The sequence below is a fragment of the Crocosphaera sp. Alani8 genome, from assembly GCF_038442745.1.
In the GTDB taxonomy this organism is placed as follows: Bacteria; Cyanobacteriota; Cyanobacteriia; order Cyanobacteriales; family Microcystaceae; genus Crocosphaera.
Genome location: NZ_JARVCN010000099.1, coordinates 21,412 through 38,748 on the forward strand (window position 1 = coordinate 21,412; position 17,337 = coordinate 38,748).

Below are 17,337 nucleotides of genomic sequence, written 5' to 3' on the forward strand. Positions count from 1 at the left end.
TTTTTAACATTTGATTGTCTCCTTCACACTACAGGAATGATGTTTACTTTTGCTACTAACTAACTTATCTGATTTAGAGTAAATTTTTCATCCTTTTTGATATAAAGTTTTGTTAAGTAATAATCTCAGATAACTTAATAAAGAAAATCGAAAAAACACAATCATTGTATATATTTATACTGTAGCTTACATAGGCAAAAAAATGATGAAAATATGTAGATTTTAATTTAAAGTAACACACCACAACAAACAGAAGAATATTCTAGTGTTAATATGTAAAGTTATAGTAAGCTATTTTAGGTTAACTCCTCGATTAACTCCTGAAGCATAACCTTATCCCGTACTGGGACACTTTCATTCTCACTCATTTAATGGAAGTACCATCGAACTAAAAATCATGAAACAAAACCTATTTGATAAAAGTGCTGATGCACTAGTTAAATTTAGTCGTCGTTGGGGTCGCCAAAGTTGGCTCATTTTTCTGGTATGCTTTGGTATCTATTTAACTTTAATCCCCTTTAGTCTGCCTTTTTCTGCTCAGTCTCGTAACCAACCAGCAGAAATTAGAGGGGTGTGGTTGACTAATGTTGATAGCAAAGTTTTATTTGACCCAACAACCCTAACCGAAGCAATTAACACCCTTGATGAACTCAATTTTAATACTTTGTATCCTACAGTTTGGAATTGGGGTTATACCCTATATCCCTCTCAAGTAGCTCAATCGGTTGTTGGTAAAAAGATAGATCCAACCGAAGGACTACAAAATCGGGATCTTCTCAAAGAAATTGTCGCTCAAGGTCATGATAAAGGAATGTCTGTTATTCCTTGGTTTGAATTTGGATTTATGGCCCCGAAAGATTCTGAGCTAGTTAAACGGCATCAAGATTGGTTAACAAAGCGTCAAGATGACAGTACCATGTGGTTAGAAGGCAATGTTCACGAAAGAGTTTGGTTAAGTCCCTTTAATCCTGAAGTTCAAGAATTTTTAACTGATTTACTGGTTGAAATTGTTAGTAACTACGACATTGACGGTATCCAAGTTGATGATCATTTTGGGATTCCTTTTGATTTTGGTTACGACGATGTTACTGTACAACTTTATCAAAAAGAACATAATGGAAAACTTCCACCAGCAACACCTAGCTATCTACAAATGGGGAGGAATAACTGTATAGCTAAAGAGACTGCTTGGAGCGAATGGACTGAATGGAGAGCAAATAAAATTACCGAATACATGGGAGAAGTTTTTGCCGCTGTTAAAGCAGTAAAACCTGATATTATGGTTTCCGTTTCTCCTAACCCTCAAACCTTCTCAAAAAACTGTTTTCTTTTAGACTGGCACAGTTGGGAAAGAAAAGGACTCATTGAAGAATTGGTGTTACAGGTCTATAGACCCAATATGGTAGATTTTCAGCGAGAAATTAATCAACCTGAAGTTCGACAAGCTAAAGCAAATATTCCTTTTGCTGTGGGTGTTTTGTCTGGTTTAAAAGGTCGTCCTGTTCCCATGCAACGTATCAACGACCAAGTAGAAGAAACTCGTAATCAAAAATTTGCAGGTGTTTCCTTCTTTTTCTACGAGAGTCTCTGGAATTTTGGACCTAAATCGCCGAAAGAGCGTCAATCGATGTTTAAGCAGATTTTTCCAACTTCTGTGAATCGTCCTTTGATGAAAAGCTAAGTTAGTCAGTGGAGGTGTAGCAACCTAAGTTCGGTGTTAAGTATTTTCTGACGAGATAATAGGTGTTTAACGCTCCTAGTCTCGACAAATCTTCTCATACCGAACTCAGGTTAGCAATGCTACCCCTTCATAACAATCTAAATGCTTGAAAATTATATAGTTATTTTAGTTAAAATGTACAATATATTATGAGTCATCGAGAAATTAATCACAAGAAAAAATGCCTAGTTATCCTGGACTATCAAGCGAGGCCTTTCGTCATCCTTTAGATACACAAGCAGAACAAACCTTAAGAAGCGTCCCTGGGTTTGATTTGCTTGCCACTAATTTTATGGAATATCTCTATGAACGACCCCAACAAATCTCTTTGATGGGAAATAGTATCAAGGTTGGTCCGCGCCAATATAGTACACTGTACGGCATTTTTAGGGAAACAGTTTATGATTTAGCTATTGACTTGGAACCCTTAATTTTTGTTAGTCAAAACCCCATTGCCAACGCCTATTCTTTAGGACAACAGCAACCTTATATTGTCTTAAACGCAGGTTTATTAGATTTAACTGAAGAGATAGAATTACGAACTGTTATCGCCCACGAATTAGGACATATAAAATGCGAACACAGCTTATTAATTCAAATGGCAATTTGGGCCATGAATGCAACTTCCTTATTTGGGGAATTGACCCTAGGATTGGGTAATATTATTAGTAGTGGGTTGATTTTTGCTTTTTATGAATGGCGCAGAAAAGCAGAATTGTCTGCAGATAGAGCCTCTTTATTGGTAATTGATGATACAGAAACCATTTTTAAAATGATGATGAAAATGGCAGGAGGTAGCCATAAGTATGCCCATGAATGTCATTTAGATGAGTTTTTAAAACAAGCGGAACTCTATCGAGAGTTAGAGGAAGATGATCTAAATCAACTTTATAAGTTTCTTATTTATAATGGTGGCAATGGTGTCTTCTTAAGTCATCCTTTTCCTGTTGACCGAGTTCATTACTTACAAAACTGGGCTAATTCTAGGGAGTATCAAAATATACGTGAAGGGAACTATAAAACTTCCTCAAAAAGCAATACTGTAACAGTAGAAAAAAACGAAGAGGCAGAAAAATTGAGAAAACAAATCCAAGATTTAGAGAGAGAGATAGAGAAAATCAAAAATCAAGGGAATAATCAAAATAATTAAACCTAAACTCTTAAATGTATGAGTTTAGTATCAAACAATGATTATTAAAATTTAAGTTAATATTTTCTTAAGTAAATTCTATACTGTTGATTTCTAACTTAAAAACATAGTTGGAATACTATTTCTTATTTTTTATTTCCTATTGCCTATCTTAAAAGCTTAATTTTGTGTAATAACTTACCTATCTTCAAAAAAGTTCTCGTTAAACTAGAAACTATTGAAGGAGCCAAAAAGAAGCCTATGGTAACGCTGTTAGAGAACCCATTCCGCGTTGGACTACGCCAAGAAAGAACCCCAGAACCCTTAATACTAGTCATTTTTGGAGCATCTGGCGACCTTACCCAACGCAAACTTGTTCCTGCCCTCTACAAAATGAAACAGGAACGCAGACTCCCTCCAGAATTAACCGTGGTTGGAGTTGCCCGTAGAGACTGGAGCCATGACTATTTTAGACAAAAAATGCGCGAGGGAATCGAGGAATTCTCCGACGGCATTAAAAACGAAGAATTATGGGATGATTTTGCAGAAGGATTGTACTATTGCTCAGGCAATATGGACGATACCGCAAGCTATCAAAAATTAAAAACCTTTTTAGAAGAATTAGACGGCAAACGAGGCACCAGAGGCAACCGTGTCTTCTATCTTTCCGTCTCCCCTCAATTTTTCCCCCCTGGTATCAAACAGTTAGGGGCAGCAGGGATGTTAAGCGACCCCATCAAGCACCGGATCGTCATCGAGAAACCCTTTGGTAAAGACCTCAGTTCTGCAAAAGTTCTCAACCGTATTGTACAGAATGTTTGCAAAGAAGAACAAGTTTATCGTATTGACCACTACCTGGGCAAAGAAACCGTTCAAAACCTGTTGGTATTCCGCTTTGCTAACGCTATTTTTGAACCCCTGTGGAATCGGCAGTTTGTAGATCACGTACAAATCACCGTGGGGGAAACCGTCGGAGTAGAAGATCGCGCAGGATACTATGATACCTCTGGTGCTTTGCGAGATATGCTGCAAAACCACCTCATGCAACTGTTCTGTTTAACCGCAATGGAACCCCCCAATGCGTTAAATGCAGATAGCATTCGTAACGAGAAAGTTAAGGTACTGCAAGCCACTCGTCTTTACGACGTTCATAACCTAGAAAAATCTGCTATTCGGGGACAATACAAAGCAGGGTGGATGAAAGGCAAACCAGTATCGGGTTATTTAGAAGAACCCGGTGTGGGGGAAAACTCCTCTACCCCCACGTTTGTCGCCATGAAACTCATGGTAGATAACTGGAGATGGAAAGACGTTCCCTTCTACCTCAGAACAGGAAAACGTTTACCCAAAAAAGTAACAGAAATATCCATCCAGTTCAAAGACGTACCCTTACTGATTTTCCAGTCAGCTGCCCATCAAACCAACGCTAACGTCCTCAGTATGAGGATACAACCCAACGAAGGAATAGCTCTCAAGTTTGAAGCAAAAATGCCAGGTTCCGAACTGCGAACCCGTTCCGTAGAAATGGACTTTAACTACGGTTCATCCTTTGGTATGGCTAGTGCTGACGCTTACCATCGTCTCTTATTAGATGCCATGTTAGGGGATCAAACCCTATTCACCCGCGCCGATGAAGTAGAAGAAGCTTGGCGTGTGGTTACCCCCGTATTATCAGCATGGGATGGACCAGCTGAACCTTATAGCGTTCCCCAATACGAAGCAGGAACCTGGGAACCCACCGAAGCGGAATTTTTAATTAACCGTGATGGCCGTCGCTGGCGACGCTTGTAGAAATCAGAACTTTGAAGTCAGAAGTCAGAATTTACAAAAAATAGTTATTTTGGCTTCTACGACTTCATTAAATTAATTCTCATCCCCTAAATAGTTAAACCATTATGACTACCCAAACCCCCCCATTAGTTTCTCTGCAAGATCCTAAAGACGTTTCTATAGATGTCATTGAAGCAGAATTAAGCAGTATTTGGCAAAGTTACAGCGATAGTGACGATGGGATTGTTGCTACTCGGGCAACTTCATTTACCTTCATCGTCTATGAACCCGAACCTACCCAACACCTATTAGCAGCATTAGGCTTTTATACAGGTCCCGTTGATGGGATTGCGGGGCCTCGTACCACCGCAGCCATCAAATCGGCACAAAAAGCCTATGAGATGGAAGTTACAGGGAAATCTAACCAAGAATTTATCCATAAATTACAAACCGAGTTTGAAAGGGCAAAAGCTAACGGCGAACTCAACGAAGAACAAAAAGTAGCTGCTGGTTCTTATACTCCCGACTTAGAAGGCACCGGGTTAGCCGATAGCATTGCTGCTTCTAACCCCTGTCGTATCATCACCCTCTGTCCCACTGTTGGGGAAGACGAAGGGGTAAAAGCACAAGTTTCTGCCTATTGTCCCATCAATAAGCGTAGTCAAAACACCCTCGTCTGTTGCGAATATATAACCCTTACAGGAACCGCTCCAGCCTTAGAGAGAATTGGTGGTATCATCTCAGAATTAACCATTAGTGGTTTGCCTACCTTTGTTTGGTGGAAAGCCAGTCCAGAACCAGAATATGGACTATTTAAACGGTTGGCCTCCCAAGGAGACACCCTACTGGTAGATTCCAGCAGCTTTAGCGAACCAGAAAGCCAGTTATGGCAACTAGGGCAAATGCTAGAACAGAACATCCCCTTAGCCGACTTAAACTGGTCTAGACTAGGTCCTTGGCAAGAATTAACCGCAGCTGCTTTCGATCCCCCAGAACGTCGCAATGCTGTGTTAGAGATAGATCGGGTTACTCTAGACTATGAAAAGGGGAATGCTACCCAAGCGTTGATGTTTTTGGGATGGGTGGCCAGTCGTCTGCAATGGAAACCAGTCGCTTATGAACAAGAAAGCGGTGATTATGATATTCGTCGCATTAAGTTCCTCAACAACGAACAAAAGATCATCGAGGCCGAACTTGCAGGGGTTCCTTTAGCTGACTGGGGTGATGTTTTAGGGGACTTAATTAGTCTTAAGTTGAGTTCTACTAACTTGCAAGCGGACTGTTGTACGGTGTTATGTTCTGGTACAACAGGATGTATGCGTATGGAAGCTTCCGGAGGTGCGCAAGCTTGTCGCATCGAACAAGTGACCTCTTTAGCAGATCAACAAACCGATCAATTGATTCAGAAACAGTTACAACGATGGGGTGCAGATGCGTTGTATGAAGAAAGTCTCAGCGTTAGCATGGAGATTCTTAAGTTAGCAGAGAATAACTGACTAGAATTTTCATGATTTTTTAGGAAGGGTTTTGGCGTAATTGCAACTTTAAAACCCTTCCTCAATAATGACAAGATGTATACATTTATTTGTTGTATAGTTTGTCAATTATAATAAAGGTAAGGGAAGTTATGTCTGACTTAAAAGATGATGTTAAGGGTTTTGCTAACGAGCTTAAAAGTCTTAATATTTTGGTGCTAGGTTTAACTGGCGTTGGAAAAAGCTCTATTATCAATGCAATTTTTGGAGAAGGGACAGCAACAGTTGGAGCAGGAAAACCACAAACACCGACATTTGAGAATTATACCCTTGAAGTTGAGCAAGGAATTCCCCTGTCTATATACGACTCTGCTGGATGTGAAGTCAATAATGGGCAGTCGTTTGTAGATGAAACTCGTAAATTTTTAGAGGAAAAGCGAGAATCAGATAAAGATCAACAAATACACATAGCTTGGTATGTTGTTAATTCATCAAGTGCAAGATTTCAACCTTTTGAATCAGAAATTATTAAATCTATACATGATAACGGTATTCCACTAATCATAGTCCTTTCACAGTGTGATCGTGCTGAAGAGGAAGAAATCTCTGGTGTTATCAGTGCAATAGAAAGTGACATAAAAAAAGATGGGCTGAAAAAAGTTTATGAGATTTTGAAAATTTCAGCTAATCCACTAAAAAGATTGAAAATACAACCTTTTGGATTGGAGGAATTAATACACAAAACCCATAGTTTTTTACCTAAAATTACAGCAGATTTATTTATTGCGGCACAAATTCTAGACGTTAAAGCAAAACGTGAAATTGCAAAGCAGTATATAATAGCATCTGCAGGAGGTTGTTTTGCGGCTGGTTTTATTCCTTTTCCGTTTACAACTGCAGCCGCCGCTTTGACAGCTCAAACGGCATTGTGGAACCAAATTGCTGCATTATATCGATTGGATAAGATTAAGGGACTATCAGAAGTTTGGAAAAAAATAACTCTGTCTCCAAAGGCTATCATGAGTTTTACAGTCACTTCAGTGGCAGACTTTTTTACTTGGACTGGTGTCGGGGCTGCGGTTGCGGGATCAACAGCGGCAACATTTATTACTATTGTGGGTTTGTCATTAATGGAAACTTTTGAGGAACTTGCGATCAAGAAAGTAGATGGAATAAGCAAACGAGAAATTGAAGATTTGTTACAAAAATTATTTGAGAAGAACTACAATAAATATATAGCAGTTCCCATACTTGTGAGGTACAGAAGTTATCTCTTTGAGGCAGAAGGCAGGGGGCAGGAGGCAGAAGTTAGGTGTACCTCATGAGTCCGAGAAACGCTATAAGTTCATGGAAATTAATGACCAAAGGGATTTAGATAAGATTTAAAATATGTTTTTTATGATTAAATCACTGTATGGGATGAGTGATTTAATCATAGTGTAATTCAACTAAATATTAACTAATTAATTAATAAATTTAATTGTGAATTATGTTTCTATAATCCACCCTACATTGTACCTAATTAATCAGTGGGTTAAATTTTTTATGTGGTAAGATAAACATCATGGTTAAAAATTCCTGGAAATGCCAACTGCTAAACAATTAGAGAGCTTATATCGGATCTGTTATCAATTAACATATATTATGCTTCAACTCATACATCTAATTTGCATTGATAACAGAACTGGTAATGTTTATATATTGGCTGGATATGATGAAGAAATAGAGTTTCAGATAACACCAAATGGAGAATTTGCCGATGAGTCAAATTAATTATGATGCAATGTCAACCACTGAGTTAAAACAATATTTTATCAAGCATCGCGGAGATCATGCGGCATTTCAAGCTTACTTGGATAGAATTAATCAACGTCCCCTTAAAATTATAGCGAGTCCTGATGATCCTGATTTTGATGAGAAGGTTAAACTAGCAATTTGCCAAAAATTGGAAAGAGCAAGGAATAAGAGTAACAAGGGATCTAATCCTTAAAATTAGAGGCATTAAAGTTAGTGTGATGCAGCAAATATACACTAATTAATTGATAAGTTTAAGGGTAGATTACGTTTCTTTAATCAACCCTATATAATATTAAATACAACTTTTTTATGTTAAGCTATAAATAATCATAGCTTTTATCATTCATATTAGAAATAAAATTTATGGAAAATAAGTATACAGCAATTATTAAAAAGGATGGTGACTGGTGGATTGGATGGATAGAGGAAATAAAAGGTGTAAACGCACAAGAATCCACAAGGGAAGAACTTATTGAAAGTCTAAAAGAAGCTCTCAAGGATATTTTACAATTGAATCGAGAAGAAGCTCGCACAGAAGCAATAGAAAATTACGAAGAAGTTATGATTACTCTATGAAGCGAAATGACTTAATTTGTCATCTTAAACAACATAAATGCGAGTTACTTCGTGAAGGATATCGACATTGTATTAGGTGGAACCCAAAAACCAAAGACAAAACCGCTGTTCCTCATCATCGAGAAATTAATGAGATTTTAGCCAAGAAGATTTGTAAGGATCTTAGTATCCCATCAATATAATCAAAGATACTTGCTCTAGTATCATGCATTAATGATAGTGTAATGCACCAAATATTAACTAATTAATTAATAAATTTAATTGTGGATTGTGTTTCTCTAATCCACCCTACATTTTATATGATTAATCAGTGGGTTGGGTTTAACAGTGTTAAACCCCTATGGTTGTTTGCTGTGGAGGTATAATACTATATAATTAGATTATGAAATTTATCTAAGCACAGATAATTCCCTAAAACAATGAATATTACAGAAACTTTAAATAAAATTAATAATTTGAATATTAAAGATAGGATTTTTATTGTTCAAGCAATTTGGGATAGTATTGCAGCAGAACAAGTTTATCCTGACTTAAACGAAGAACAAAAAAAAGAACTGGATTCCCGTATCAATGATTCTGAATCTAATACTGATAATGTATTAACATGGGAAGAAATTAAAAACTCAATTACCAGAAAATAATGGATTATGTTTTAGTATTTCGTCCAGAAATTCGTGAAGAATTAGATGAAGCTTATAATTGGTACGAAAAACAAAAAGTAGGTCTTGGTGATGAATTTATTGACTGTATCGATGATTTGCTGGATCGTATTTGTTTAATACCACAATCTTATCCCACTGTATATCGTGATGTCCGATGAGCAATTATTAAACGTTTCCCTTATGCCATTTATTATCGATTGGTATAGAGTCGGATAATTGTAACAGCAATTTTTCACAGTCACCAAAATCCCAAATCCTGGCAAAGACGAACTTAATCTAGTGCGATCCTATTGTTAAGACTATATATCGAGAAGATACCAAGGCATTTTATGCTTATATCCATCGCTCAAAAAGCGAAGGAAAAATGATTACTGTTGATTTAGAGGGTAATCATTGGGAAGAGAAAATTATACAAAGCGATCGCTGATCTCTGAAAGTGCATTAAGTTACTAATTACATGAGTCAATAGAAATTAATTAAAGTCAGTAGTATGATCACCTATTTCTTAGAGTGCATTAATTACAGTTTAATACACTAAAATTTTGGCTAATTAATTGTTACAATTGGTTAAGGGTAAATTTATAATCACGCAAGAACTTACCTCATATTCTACTCAAAAAAATTTGAGCTAGGAATTTAGATTAATTATTTATATTTCTTCTCCATACTCCCCTAACCAATGAAACAAGATATTTCTCGTCAAATTGCCGATCTTTCCCCGGAACAAAGAGCTTTATTAGAAAAAAGACTTAAAAAAAAGAATATTAAACGTCCTTCCTCTCAAATAATTCCTAAACGGCAGCCATCAGATCCTATTCCCCTCTCTTTTGCTCAACAACGACTCTGGTTTATTCAACAACTGGAACCCGATAATAATTCCTACAATGTTCCTAGCGCGTTTCGTCTTCAAGGAAAGCTAGAAGTTGCAATATTAGAGCGAACCCTCAACGAAATTGTCAAACGTCACGAAATGCTACGGACAACGTTTACAACGGATAGCGATCGCCAACCAATTCAAATAGTTAAACCTTTTCAGCCGTTTTCTTTGCCAATGGTTGATCTACAAGACATTGCTGATGCAAATGCAGAAATTCAGCGTCTTGTTATCACAGAGTCATTGCGTCCTTTTGATCTTAGCGAATCTTTACTACGTTTAATTTTACTCAAACGCTCTGAAACAGAACATATTTTATTAATTGCAACCCATCATATTGTCTGCGATCGCTGGTCAATTGGTATTTTTTTACGGGAAATGACTACCCTTTACAATGGGTTTTTTCAGGAGACAGAAGCAAATCCCAACTTATCATCATTACCTATTCAATACGGTGATTGGTCAATTTGGCAACGTCAACGGTTACAAGGAGAGGTTTTAGAAAAACAGATTAACTATTGGCAACAACAACTAGGTGAAGATTTACCTATTTTGGATCTTCCCAGCAAAAAATCCCGTCCTTTGGTTCCTTCTTACCGAGGCAAACATCATCCCATTGCCCTACCTAAACACCTCTCAGATGCCTTAAAAGCAGTTAGTGCCAAGGAAAAGGTAACATTGTTTACGTTGCTTCTGAGTGCCTTTAAGGTGTTGCTCTGTCGCTATACGGATCAAGATGATATTGTCATCGGAACAGAAATAGCCAACCGTAATCGCAGGGAAATGGAGGGTTTAATCGGTCTTTTGGTAAATACCTTAGTATTACGCACCGATTTATCAGGAAACCCTACTTTAAAAGCGGTTTTACAACGAGTACGAGAGGTAACACTAGGAGCTTATGCTCATCAAGATTTACCCTTCGAGAAATTAGTAGAAGTATTGAACCCCGATCGCCATCTCGGTCAAATGATGCCTTTATTTCAGATAAAATTTGATTTTCAACTAGCTACGGTGAAACCATTAGAACTCTCTAATCTTACTCTGGAACGGTTATCAGGAGAGCAAGAAACGGTTAAGTACGAATTACGTCTTAATCTCCAAGATACCGACGAGGGTATTAATGGACAAATAGAGTACAGTACAGATTTATTTGCCGATGATACCATTGCTGGTATGGCAGAGCATTTTCGAGTGCTTCTAGAAGGTATTGTTAGCAACCCTGAGCAAAGAATATCGGAGTTACCTTTATTATCCCCAATAGAACAAGAAAAGCTCTTAAAAATAGGTACAGAAAATTGTTCTATCAGCGATCAGTTTTTGGGTTCCCCTGTGTCCCCTGTTAACATTCCCCAATTATTTGAGGAACAGGTTAAACGGAGTCCTAATGAAGTAGCTTTGAGGTTTGGAGAGGAAAGATTAACTTATCAAGAGTTAAATATAAAAGCAAATCAATTAGCCCATTATTTACAAAAAATAGGGGTTAAACCAGAGGTAAAAGTAGGTATTTGTGTTGAGCGATCGCCTCTGATGGTGATTGGTTTATTAGCAGTTCTTAAGGCAGGTGGGGCTTATATTCCCCTCGATCCAGCTTATCCTCAAGAACGTCTCAGCTTTATTATAGAAGATGCTCAGATATCAGTATTATTGAGTGATCAAGGCAATAGGGAATGGGAAACAGGAAACCATAATTTTACAACGGTTGATTTAGAAAGAGGTTGTGCAAAATTTGCACAAGAAACCACAGAAAATCCTAAAAATGACTTACATCCCGATAATTTAGCCTACATCATCTATACATCGGGGTCTACAGGTCGTCCAAAAGGGGTAGCGATCGCCCATCGTAACACAGTTGAATTATTATACTGGGTGAGGAATAGTTTTTCTCCTCAACTATTGCAAGGGGTGTTAGCGTCTACTTCTATTTGTTTTGATTTATCGGTTTTTGAGTTATTTGCGCCTTTGTGTTGGGGTTATCGGGTAATTTTATGCGAAAATGTTCTAGATTTACCCGATTTAACAGCCAAAGAAGAAATAACTTTAATTAATACTGTTCCCAGTGCCATCGCTCAATTATTACGCATCAACAGTATTCCCACCTCAGTAAAAGGAATTAATTTGGCAGGAGAAGCTTTATCCCACCGTTTGGTAGAGGAATTAGAAAAATTAACTCATATAGAGTCTATTTTTAACCTTTATGGACCTTCAGAAGACACCACATATTCAACCTATACCGAAGTAAAAAGCAATGATGCTGGTGTGGTTACTATTGGCAAAGGTATCAGTAACACTCAGACCTACATCTTAGATCGTCACTTAAATTTAGTGCCACAGGGAGTTATTGGGGAATTATATCTGAGTGGAGGAGGAATAACACGGGGTTATTTAGGGCGATCGCAGTTAACAGCAGAGAAGTTTTTGCCGAACCCTTTTATAAGTAAGCAGGAGGAGATATTTAGTCGTTTGTATAAAACGGGGGATTTAGTAAGGTACGATGAAGAGGGAAAGATAGAATTCTTGGGAAGACGAGATAATCAGGTCAAAGTAAGGGGTTATCGGCTGGAAATAGGGGAAATAGAAGCAGCGTTGAGTGAATATCCAGATATAGTTGAAAACGCTGTTATGGTTTGGCGAGAAGAACCGAATAACCAACGTTTAGTCGCTTATATTGTTACCCACACCCAGGTTAATGAGGGGGACAAAGGAACATCTCCCAACTTTATTAAAGACTTACGCAGCTTTTTAGACGGAAAATTACCACAATACGCTATTCCTACCACATTTATTGAGTTACCTAAGTTACCTCGTCTACCCAATGGGAAACTAGATCGTAAGTCTTTACCCATCCCTGAAACCTTGGGACGTAGTTTAGAAAATGATTATGTGGAACCCCAAACAGAAACAGAAAAAATTATCGCTGAAATTTGGCAAAAATATCTAAAAGTTGACAAAATTGGCGTTCTTGATAACTTTTTTGAGTTGGGAGGCCATTCTCTCTTAGCTATTAATGTTATTGCAGAGATAAGTGAACAGTTGGGGGGGAAAATCCCCCTTCGTAGCTTGTTTCAGCAACCAACCATCGCAGGTTTAGAGGCACAAATATCTGAAAATGGGCTAATTGAACCATTAACAGGCAATTTACCCACCTTAGTTGCCAAAACAGAGGAACGTTATCAACCTTTCCCCTTAACAGACATTCAACAAGCTTATCTTATTGGTAGAAGCGCAGCCTTTGAGTTGGGAAATGTAGCGACTCATGGTTATCGAGAGATCGAAACCGTTGGGTTAACCATTCCAGAAGTAGAAGAAGCATTTAATATATTAATCCAACGTCACGATATGTTGCGGATGGTGGTAGATGAAGATGGAAAACAGCGTATTTTATCGGAGGTTCCACCTTATAAGCTTCAAACCTTAGATTTAAGTCAAGAAAGCACAGAAACCATTGCTACTGAGTTAGAAAAGCTACGAGATGGCCTTTCTCATCAAATCTTTGCTACCGATCGCTTTCCCTTATTTGAGATTCAAGGGGTTCTCTTACCAGAAGATAAAATCAGATTTATGGTGAGTTTTGAGGTTTTGATCGGGGATGCCTGGAGTTTTCAGCTTTTAGGATACGAATTTGCTCAAATTTTAGAAAACAATGCTAGTTCTTTACCCCCGTTAACTATCTCTTTCAGAGATTATGTTATGGCCGAAAACGCTTGGAGAGACTCGGAGGGTTATCAACGTTCTTTAACCTACTGGCAAAACCGTTTAGCAACTTTACCTGCATCCCCAGAACTCCCTTTAACTAAGCGTTTGGGGGCAGTGAGTCAACCCCATTTTGTGCGTCGCAGTGGTAAACTAAAGGCCAATGACTGGCAAAAGTTGAAAAATCAAGCTTCTCGCTTAGGAATAACACCATCCGGTTTATTGTTAGCCGCTTTCGCAGAAATTTTGACAACTTGGAGTAAAAGCTCGGAATTTACCCTTAATTTAACTCTATTTAACCGTTTACCTATTCATTCTGAGATAAATCGTCTCATAGGTGATTTTACTTCTTCCCTACTCTTAGCAGTGAATAATAAGGGACAAGATTCTTTCAGTAACAAGGCGCGACGCATTCAGGGACAACTATGGGAAGATTTAGATCACCGTCATGTTAGTGGAGTGAAAGTCTTAAGGGACTTATCCCGTCTCAGAGGGGGTAAAGGGGAAGCATTGATGCCGGTTGTTTTTACCAGTACCTTAACACAAACTTCTCAGCAACCTTCATCTTCTCGGACGTGGGATGCAGAGGTTGTTTATAGTGTTAGTCAAACCTCTCAAGTTTATCTGGATCATCAAGTGTCTGAGATAGCAGGGGAATTATTGTTTAACTGGGATACTATCGATGAGTTATTTCCCACCGGGTTACTAGATGATATGTTTACTGCGTATCATCGTTTCCTAGAAAGACTAGCAACAGAGACAACTCTTTGGGAAAGTCCAACCCTGGATTTATTACCGCCAGAACAGATTAAAATCATTACAGGGATTAATAAGACCGATAAAGTGTTTAAACAAGAAAATAGTTTACTCCATGAGCTATTTTTTGAGCAAGTTGCTAATAATCCTCATAAAAACGCCGTTATTGCCCCAAAATTAACTTTAACCTATCAACAATTAAGCGATCGCATCTTAACTTTAGCCCATCGTTTACGTAACTTGGGAGTGAAACCTAACCAGTTAGTCCCAGTGATGATGGAAAAAGGATGGGAGCAAATTGTGGCAGTTTTGGGCATTTTAACGGCTGGTGGAGCTTATGTTCCGATTGATCCCGAATTACCTCTAGAACGACGTTATTATCTCTTAGAAGAAATCAAAGCTAACTATGTTTTAACTCAATCTTGGTTAGATATGCAAACCGAAGATGATTTAAAACGTATTGATGTGGATACTTTAGAGGCAAATAATACTGGTGAACTGTTGAAATCGGCGCAGAAACCCGAGGATCTAGCTTATATTATTTATACCTCTGGTTCCACGGGGATGCCAAAGGGAGTAGCGATCGCTCATCAAGGGGCAGTTAATACGATCCTAGATATTAACCAAAAATTTGCACTTTCAGAGAAAGATAGAGTAATTGCCCTTTCTGCATTGAATTTTGACCTTTCTGTTTATGATGTCTTCGGAACACTAGCTGCCGGGGCAACATTAGTTATTCCAGAACACGATCGCCGTCAAGATCCTTCCTATTGGGCCGACTTATTAAGTGAACATCGGGTTACTATTTGGAACTCCGTTCCTGCATTGATGCAAATGCTGTTAGAAACGGAAGCCAGTAACGAAGATTTAAGGTTAGTATTATTGAGTGGAGACTGGTTGCCTTTGGATTTAAGCGATCGCATTCATTCTCGTTTTCCCGTTACTGAGGTGATCGGTTTAGGAGGGGCCACAGAAGCATCTATCTGGTCAATTTTTTATCCCATCGATGGGGTTGATCCCAGTTGGAAAAGTATTCCTTATGGTAAACCCTTGACAAATCAGCAATTTTATGCATTGGATGATTCTTTGACCCTTTGTCCGTTGTGGGTGACTGGACAATTGTATATTGGTGGCAAAGGATTAGCAGAAGGTTATTGGCAAAATAAAGAGAAAACCTATGCCAGCTTTATCATTCATCCGCAAACGCAAGAAAGGTTATATAAAACAGGTGATTTAGGACGTTATTTACCCGATGGAAATATTGAATTTTTAGGACGGGAAGACTATCAGGTTAAGATTAGGGGTTATCGCATAGAGTTAGGAGAGATAGAAACAGCATTACAACAACACCAGGCAATAAAAGAAGCTGTAGTGAATCCTGTGGGAGATTCAGCAGAAAAACAGCAATTAGTCGCTTATTTAGTTCCTAATCAGTCATCAGGGGTTCCTGATGCTTACGATCCTCAGCAACAAGAAGGGGTTATTCGTGATCCTATCCAACGCATGGAGTTTAAGCTGAAGCAACCAGGAATCAAAGATTTAAACAGTTTTCAAACCCGTATTTCTTTACCAAAAGCTGATGTTAATGAGGGAGTTTATTTACGTCGCCAAAGTTATCGGCAGTTTTTAAATGAGCCAATTTCTTTACAGCAACTTGGACATTTTTTAAGTAATTTAAGTCCTATAAAATTAGAGAATTCTCCTCTGCAAAAATATCGTTATGGATCGGCAGGTAGTCTTTATCCTGTGCAAGTTTATTTATTTATTAAACCAGAAACAGTCACAGGATTAGATGCAGGTTTTTATTATTATCATCCCCTGGAAAATTCCATGATTTTGTTGAATAATAAAGTAGATGTCTCTGCTAATATTTACGGCAATAATCAGGCAATTTACCAACAGTCAGCTTTTTCCTTATTTTTAATTGGAGAATTAAACGCAATTCAACCTTTATATGGTGAAAAATCTAGAGATTTATGTTTACTAGAAGCAGGATATATCAGCCAATTATTGATGGAAAATGCACCAAATCAAGAATTAGGTTTATGTCCCATTGGTGCATTAGAATTTGAAAAGTTACATAACTCGTTTGAGTTAGAAAAGAGTCAAATTTTGTTGCATAGTTTCGTCGGTGGGAAAATAAATTTAGCTTGGACAAAACGATGGTTGCAACCAAAAAAAATTGAGACCAAGACGGAATCAATTGCAGATAAATTACAGCGATACTTACAAGAGAAGTTACCAGATTATATGATTCCTAAAAATTACACTATTTTGGAAACTTTACCCTTAACAGTTAATGGAAAAGTTGATCGGAAAGCTTTACCTAAACCTAATATTTTAACCGCTACAACTTCAACAGAATTTGTACCTCCCAAAAGCGAAATACAAGAAAGATTGGTAACAATATGGAAACAATATCTAGAGGTTGAAAAAGTAGGTATTTATGATAACTTCTTTGACTTAGGAGGAAACTCCTTATTAGTGACTCAAGTTATTTCTAAAATTCGTCAAACATTCCAAGTTGAGTTACCTCTACAAAAACTCTTTGAAACCCCAACTATTGCTGAGTTAGAGGTATTAATCAAAGAAAATAAAGGGAATAAAAAAGATAGCGATCGCATTGAAAAATATAATCGATATGACACTATAGAAACCGAGAATTTTGATGAATTATCCGAAGCTGAAATTGATGATTTATTAGTGCAAATGTTAGAAGACGACGAGGATGAAGATGAACTTTTAGATTGACACAAGTACCCTGCTTGGAGAATGTTTTGTACTGCTATAATTGATGTTATCGACTGATTCGTCTTGACTCACATCTTGCATTAGTAGTATCTTCTCAAAAAGCCAGGGGTCACTCGCTGCGAAAACTTAGGCCAAAC

Annotated in this window: 12 protein-coding genes; all 12 read left to right on the plus strand. The window is 37.8% G+C overall.

Annotated elements, in window-relative coordinates:
* The first annotated feature begins 397 nt into the window (after nucleotides 1-397).
* The 12 genes from P9B04_RS07265 to P9B04_RS07315 all read left to right on the plus strand — a co-directional run bounded on the left by P9B04_RS07265 (nucleotide 398) and on the right by P9B04_RS07315 (nucleotide 17,200).
* Nucleotides 398-1,681: a glycoside hydrolase family 10 protein gene (locus tag P9B04_RS07265; RefSeq protein WP_342054329.1), complete on the plus strand. Its 1,284-nt coding sequence runs from the start codon at nucleotides 398-400 to the stop codon at nucleotides 1,679-1,681.
* Nucleotides 1,682-1,901: 220 nt separating this feature from the next.
* Entirely contained in the window at nucleotides 1,902-2,870 is a 969-nt protein-coding gene (locus P9B04_RS07270; protein WP_342054330.1) for a M48 family metallopeptidase, read from the plus strand.
* Nucleotides 2,871-3,110: 240 nt separating this feature from the next.
* A complete protein-coding gene (gene zwf / locus P9B04_RS07275; protein WP_342054339.1) occupies nucleotides 3,111-4,640 on the plus strand; it encodes a glucose-6-phosphate dehydrogenase in 1,530 nt (509 codons plus the stop codon).
* Between the two features lie 104 nt (nucleotides 4,641-4,744).
* A complete protein-coding gene (gene opcA, locus P9B04_RS07280; RefSeq protein ID WP_342054331.1) occupies nucleotides 4,745-6,115 on the plus strand; it encodes a glucose-6-phosphate dehydrogenase assembly protein OpcA in 1,371 nt (456 codons plus the stop codon).
* 131 nt (nucleotides 6,116-6,246) lie between these two features.
* Nucleotides 6,247-7,419: a GTPase domain-containing protein gene (locus tag P9B04_RS07285; RefSeq protein WP_342054332.1), complete on the plus strand. Its 1,173-nt coding sequence runs from the start codon at nucleotides 6,247-6,249 to the stop codon at nucleotides 7,417-7,419.
* 259 nt (nucleotides 7,420-7,678) lie between these two features.
* The gene (locus tag P9B04_RS25140; RefSeq protein WP_446717978.1) at nucleotides 7,679-7,867 is read left to right on the plus strand and encodes a DUF6888 family protein; all 189 of its coding nucleotides are present in this window, start codon (nucleotides 7,679-7,681) and stop codon (nucleotides 7,865-7,867) included.
* On the plus strand, nucleotides 7,854-8,084 hold the full coding sequence (locus P9B04_RS07290; protein WP_342054333.1) for a DUF6887 family protein: 231 nt from the start codon (nucleotides 7,854-7,856) through the stop codon (nucleotides 8,082-8,084). Before P9B04_RS25140 ends, P9B04_RS07290 begins: the two co-directional genes overlap by 14 nt.
* A 170-nt stretch (nucleotides 8,085-8,254) precedes the next feature.
* Nucleotides 8,255-8,467 (plus strand): type II toxin-antitoxin system HicB family antitoxin, encoded by a 213-nt coding sequence (locus P9B04_RS07295; RefSeq protein ID WP_342054334.1) that lies wholly within the window; start codon nucleotides 8,255-8,257, stop codon nucleotides 8,465-8,467.
* Nucleotides 8,464-8,649 carry an addiction module toxin, HicA family gene (locus P9B04_RS07300; RefSeq protein WP_342054335.1) on the plus strand — a complete coding sequence of 62 codons (186 nt, stop codon included), beginning with the start codon at nucleotides 8,464-8,466 and terminating at the stop codon, nucleotides 8,647-8,649. The genes P9B04_RS07295 and P9B04_RS07300 overlap by 4 nt, the downstream gene beginning before the upstream one ends.
* A 237-nt stretch (nucleotides 8,650-8,886) precedes the next feature.
* Nucleotides 8,887-9,108: an addiction module protein gene (locus tag P9B04_RS07305; protein WP_342054336.1), complete on the plus strand. Its 222-nt coding sequence runs from the start codon at nucleotides 8,887-8,889 to the stop codon at nucleotides 9,106-9,108.
* Entirely contained in the window at nucleotides 9,108-9,287 is a 180-nt protein-coding gene (locus tag P9B04_RS07310; RefSeq protein ID WP_342054337.1) for a hypothetical protein, read from the plus strand. The genes P9B04_RS07305 and P9B04_RS07310 overlap by 1 nt, the downstream gene beginning before the upstream one ends.
* A gap of 521 nt (nucleotides 9,288-9,808) precedes the next feature.
* A complete protein-coding gene (locus P9B04_RS07315) occupies nucleotides 9,809-17,200 on the plus strand; it encodes an amino acid adenylation domain-containing protein (protein ID WP_342054338.1) in 7,392 nt (2,463 codons plus the stop codon).
* Nucleotides 17,201-17,337 lie beyond the last annotated feature (137 nt).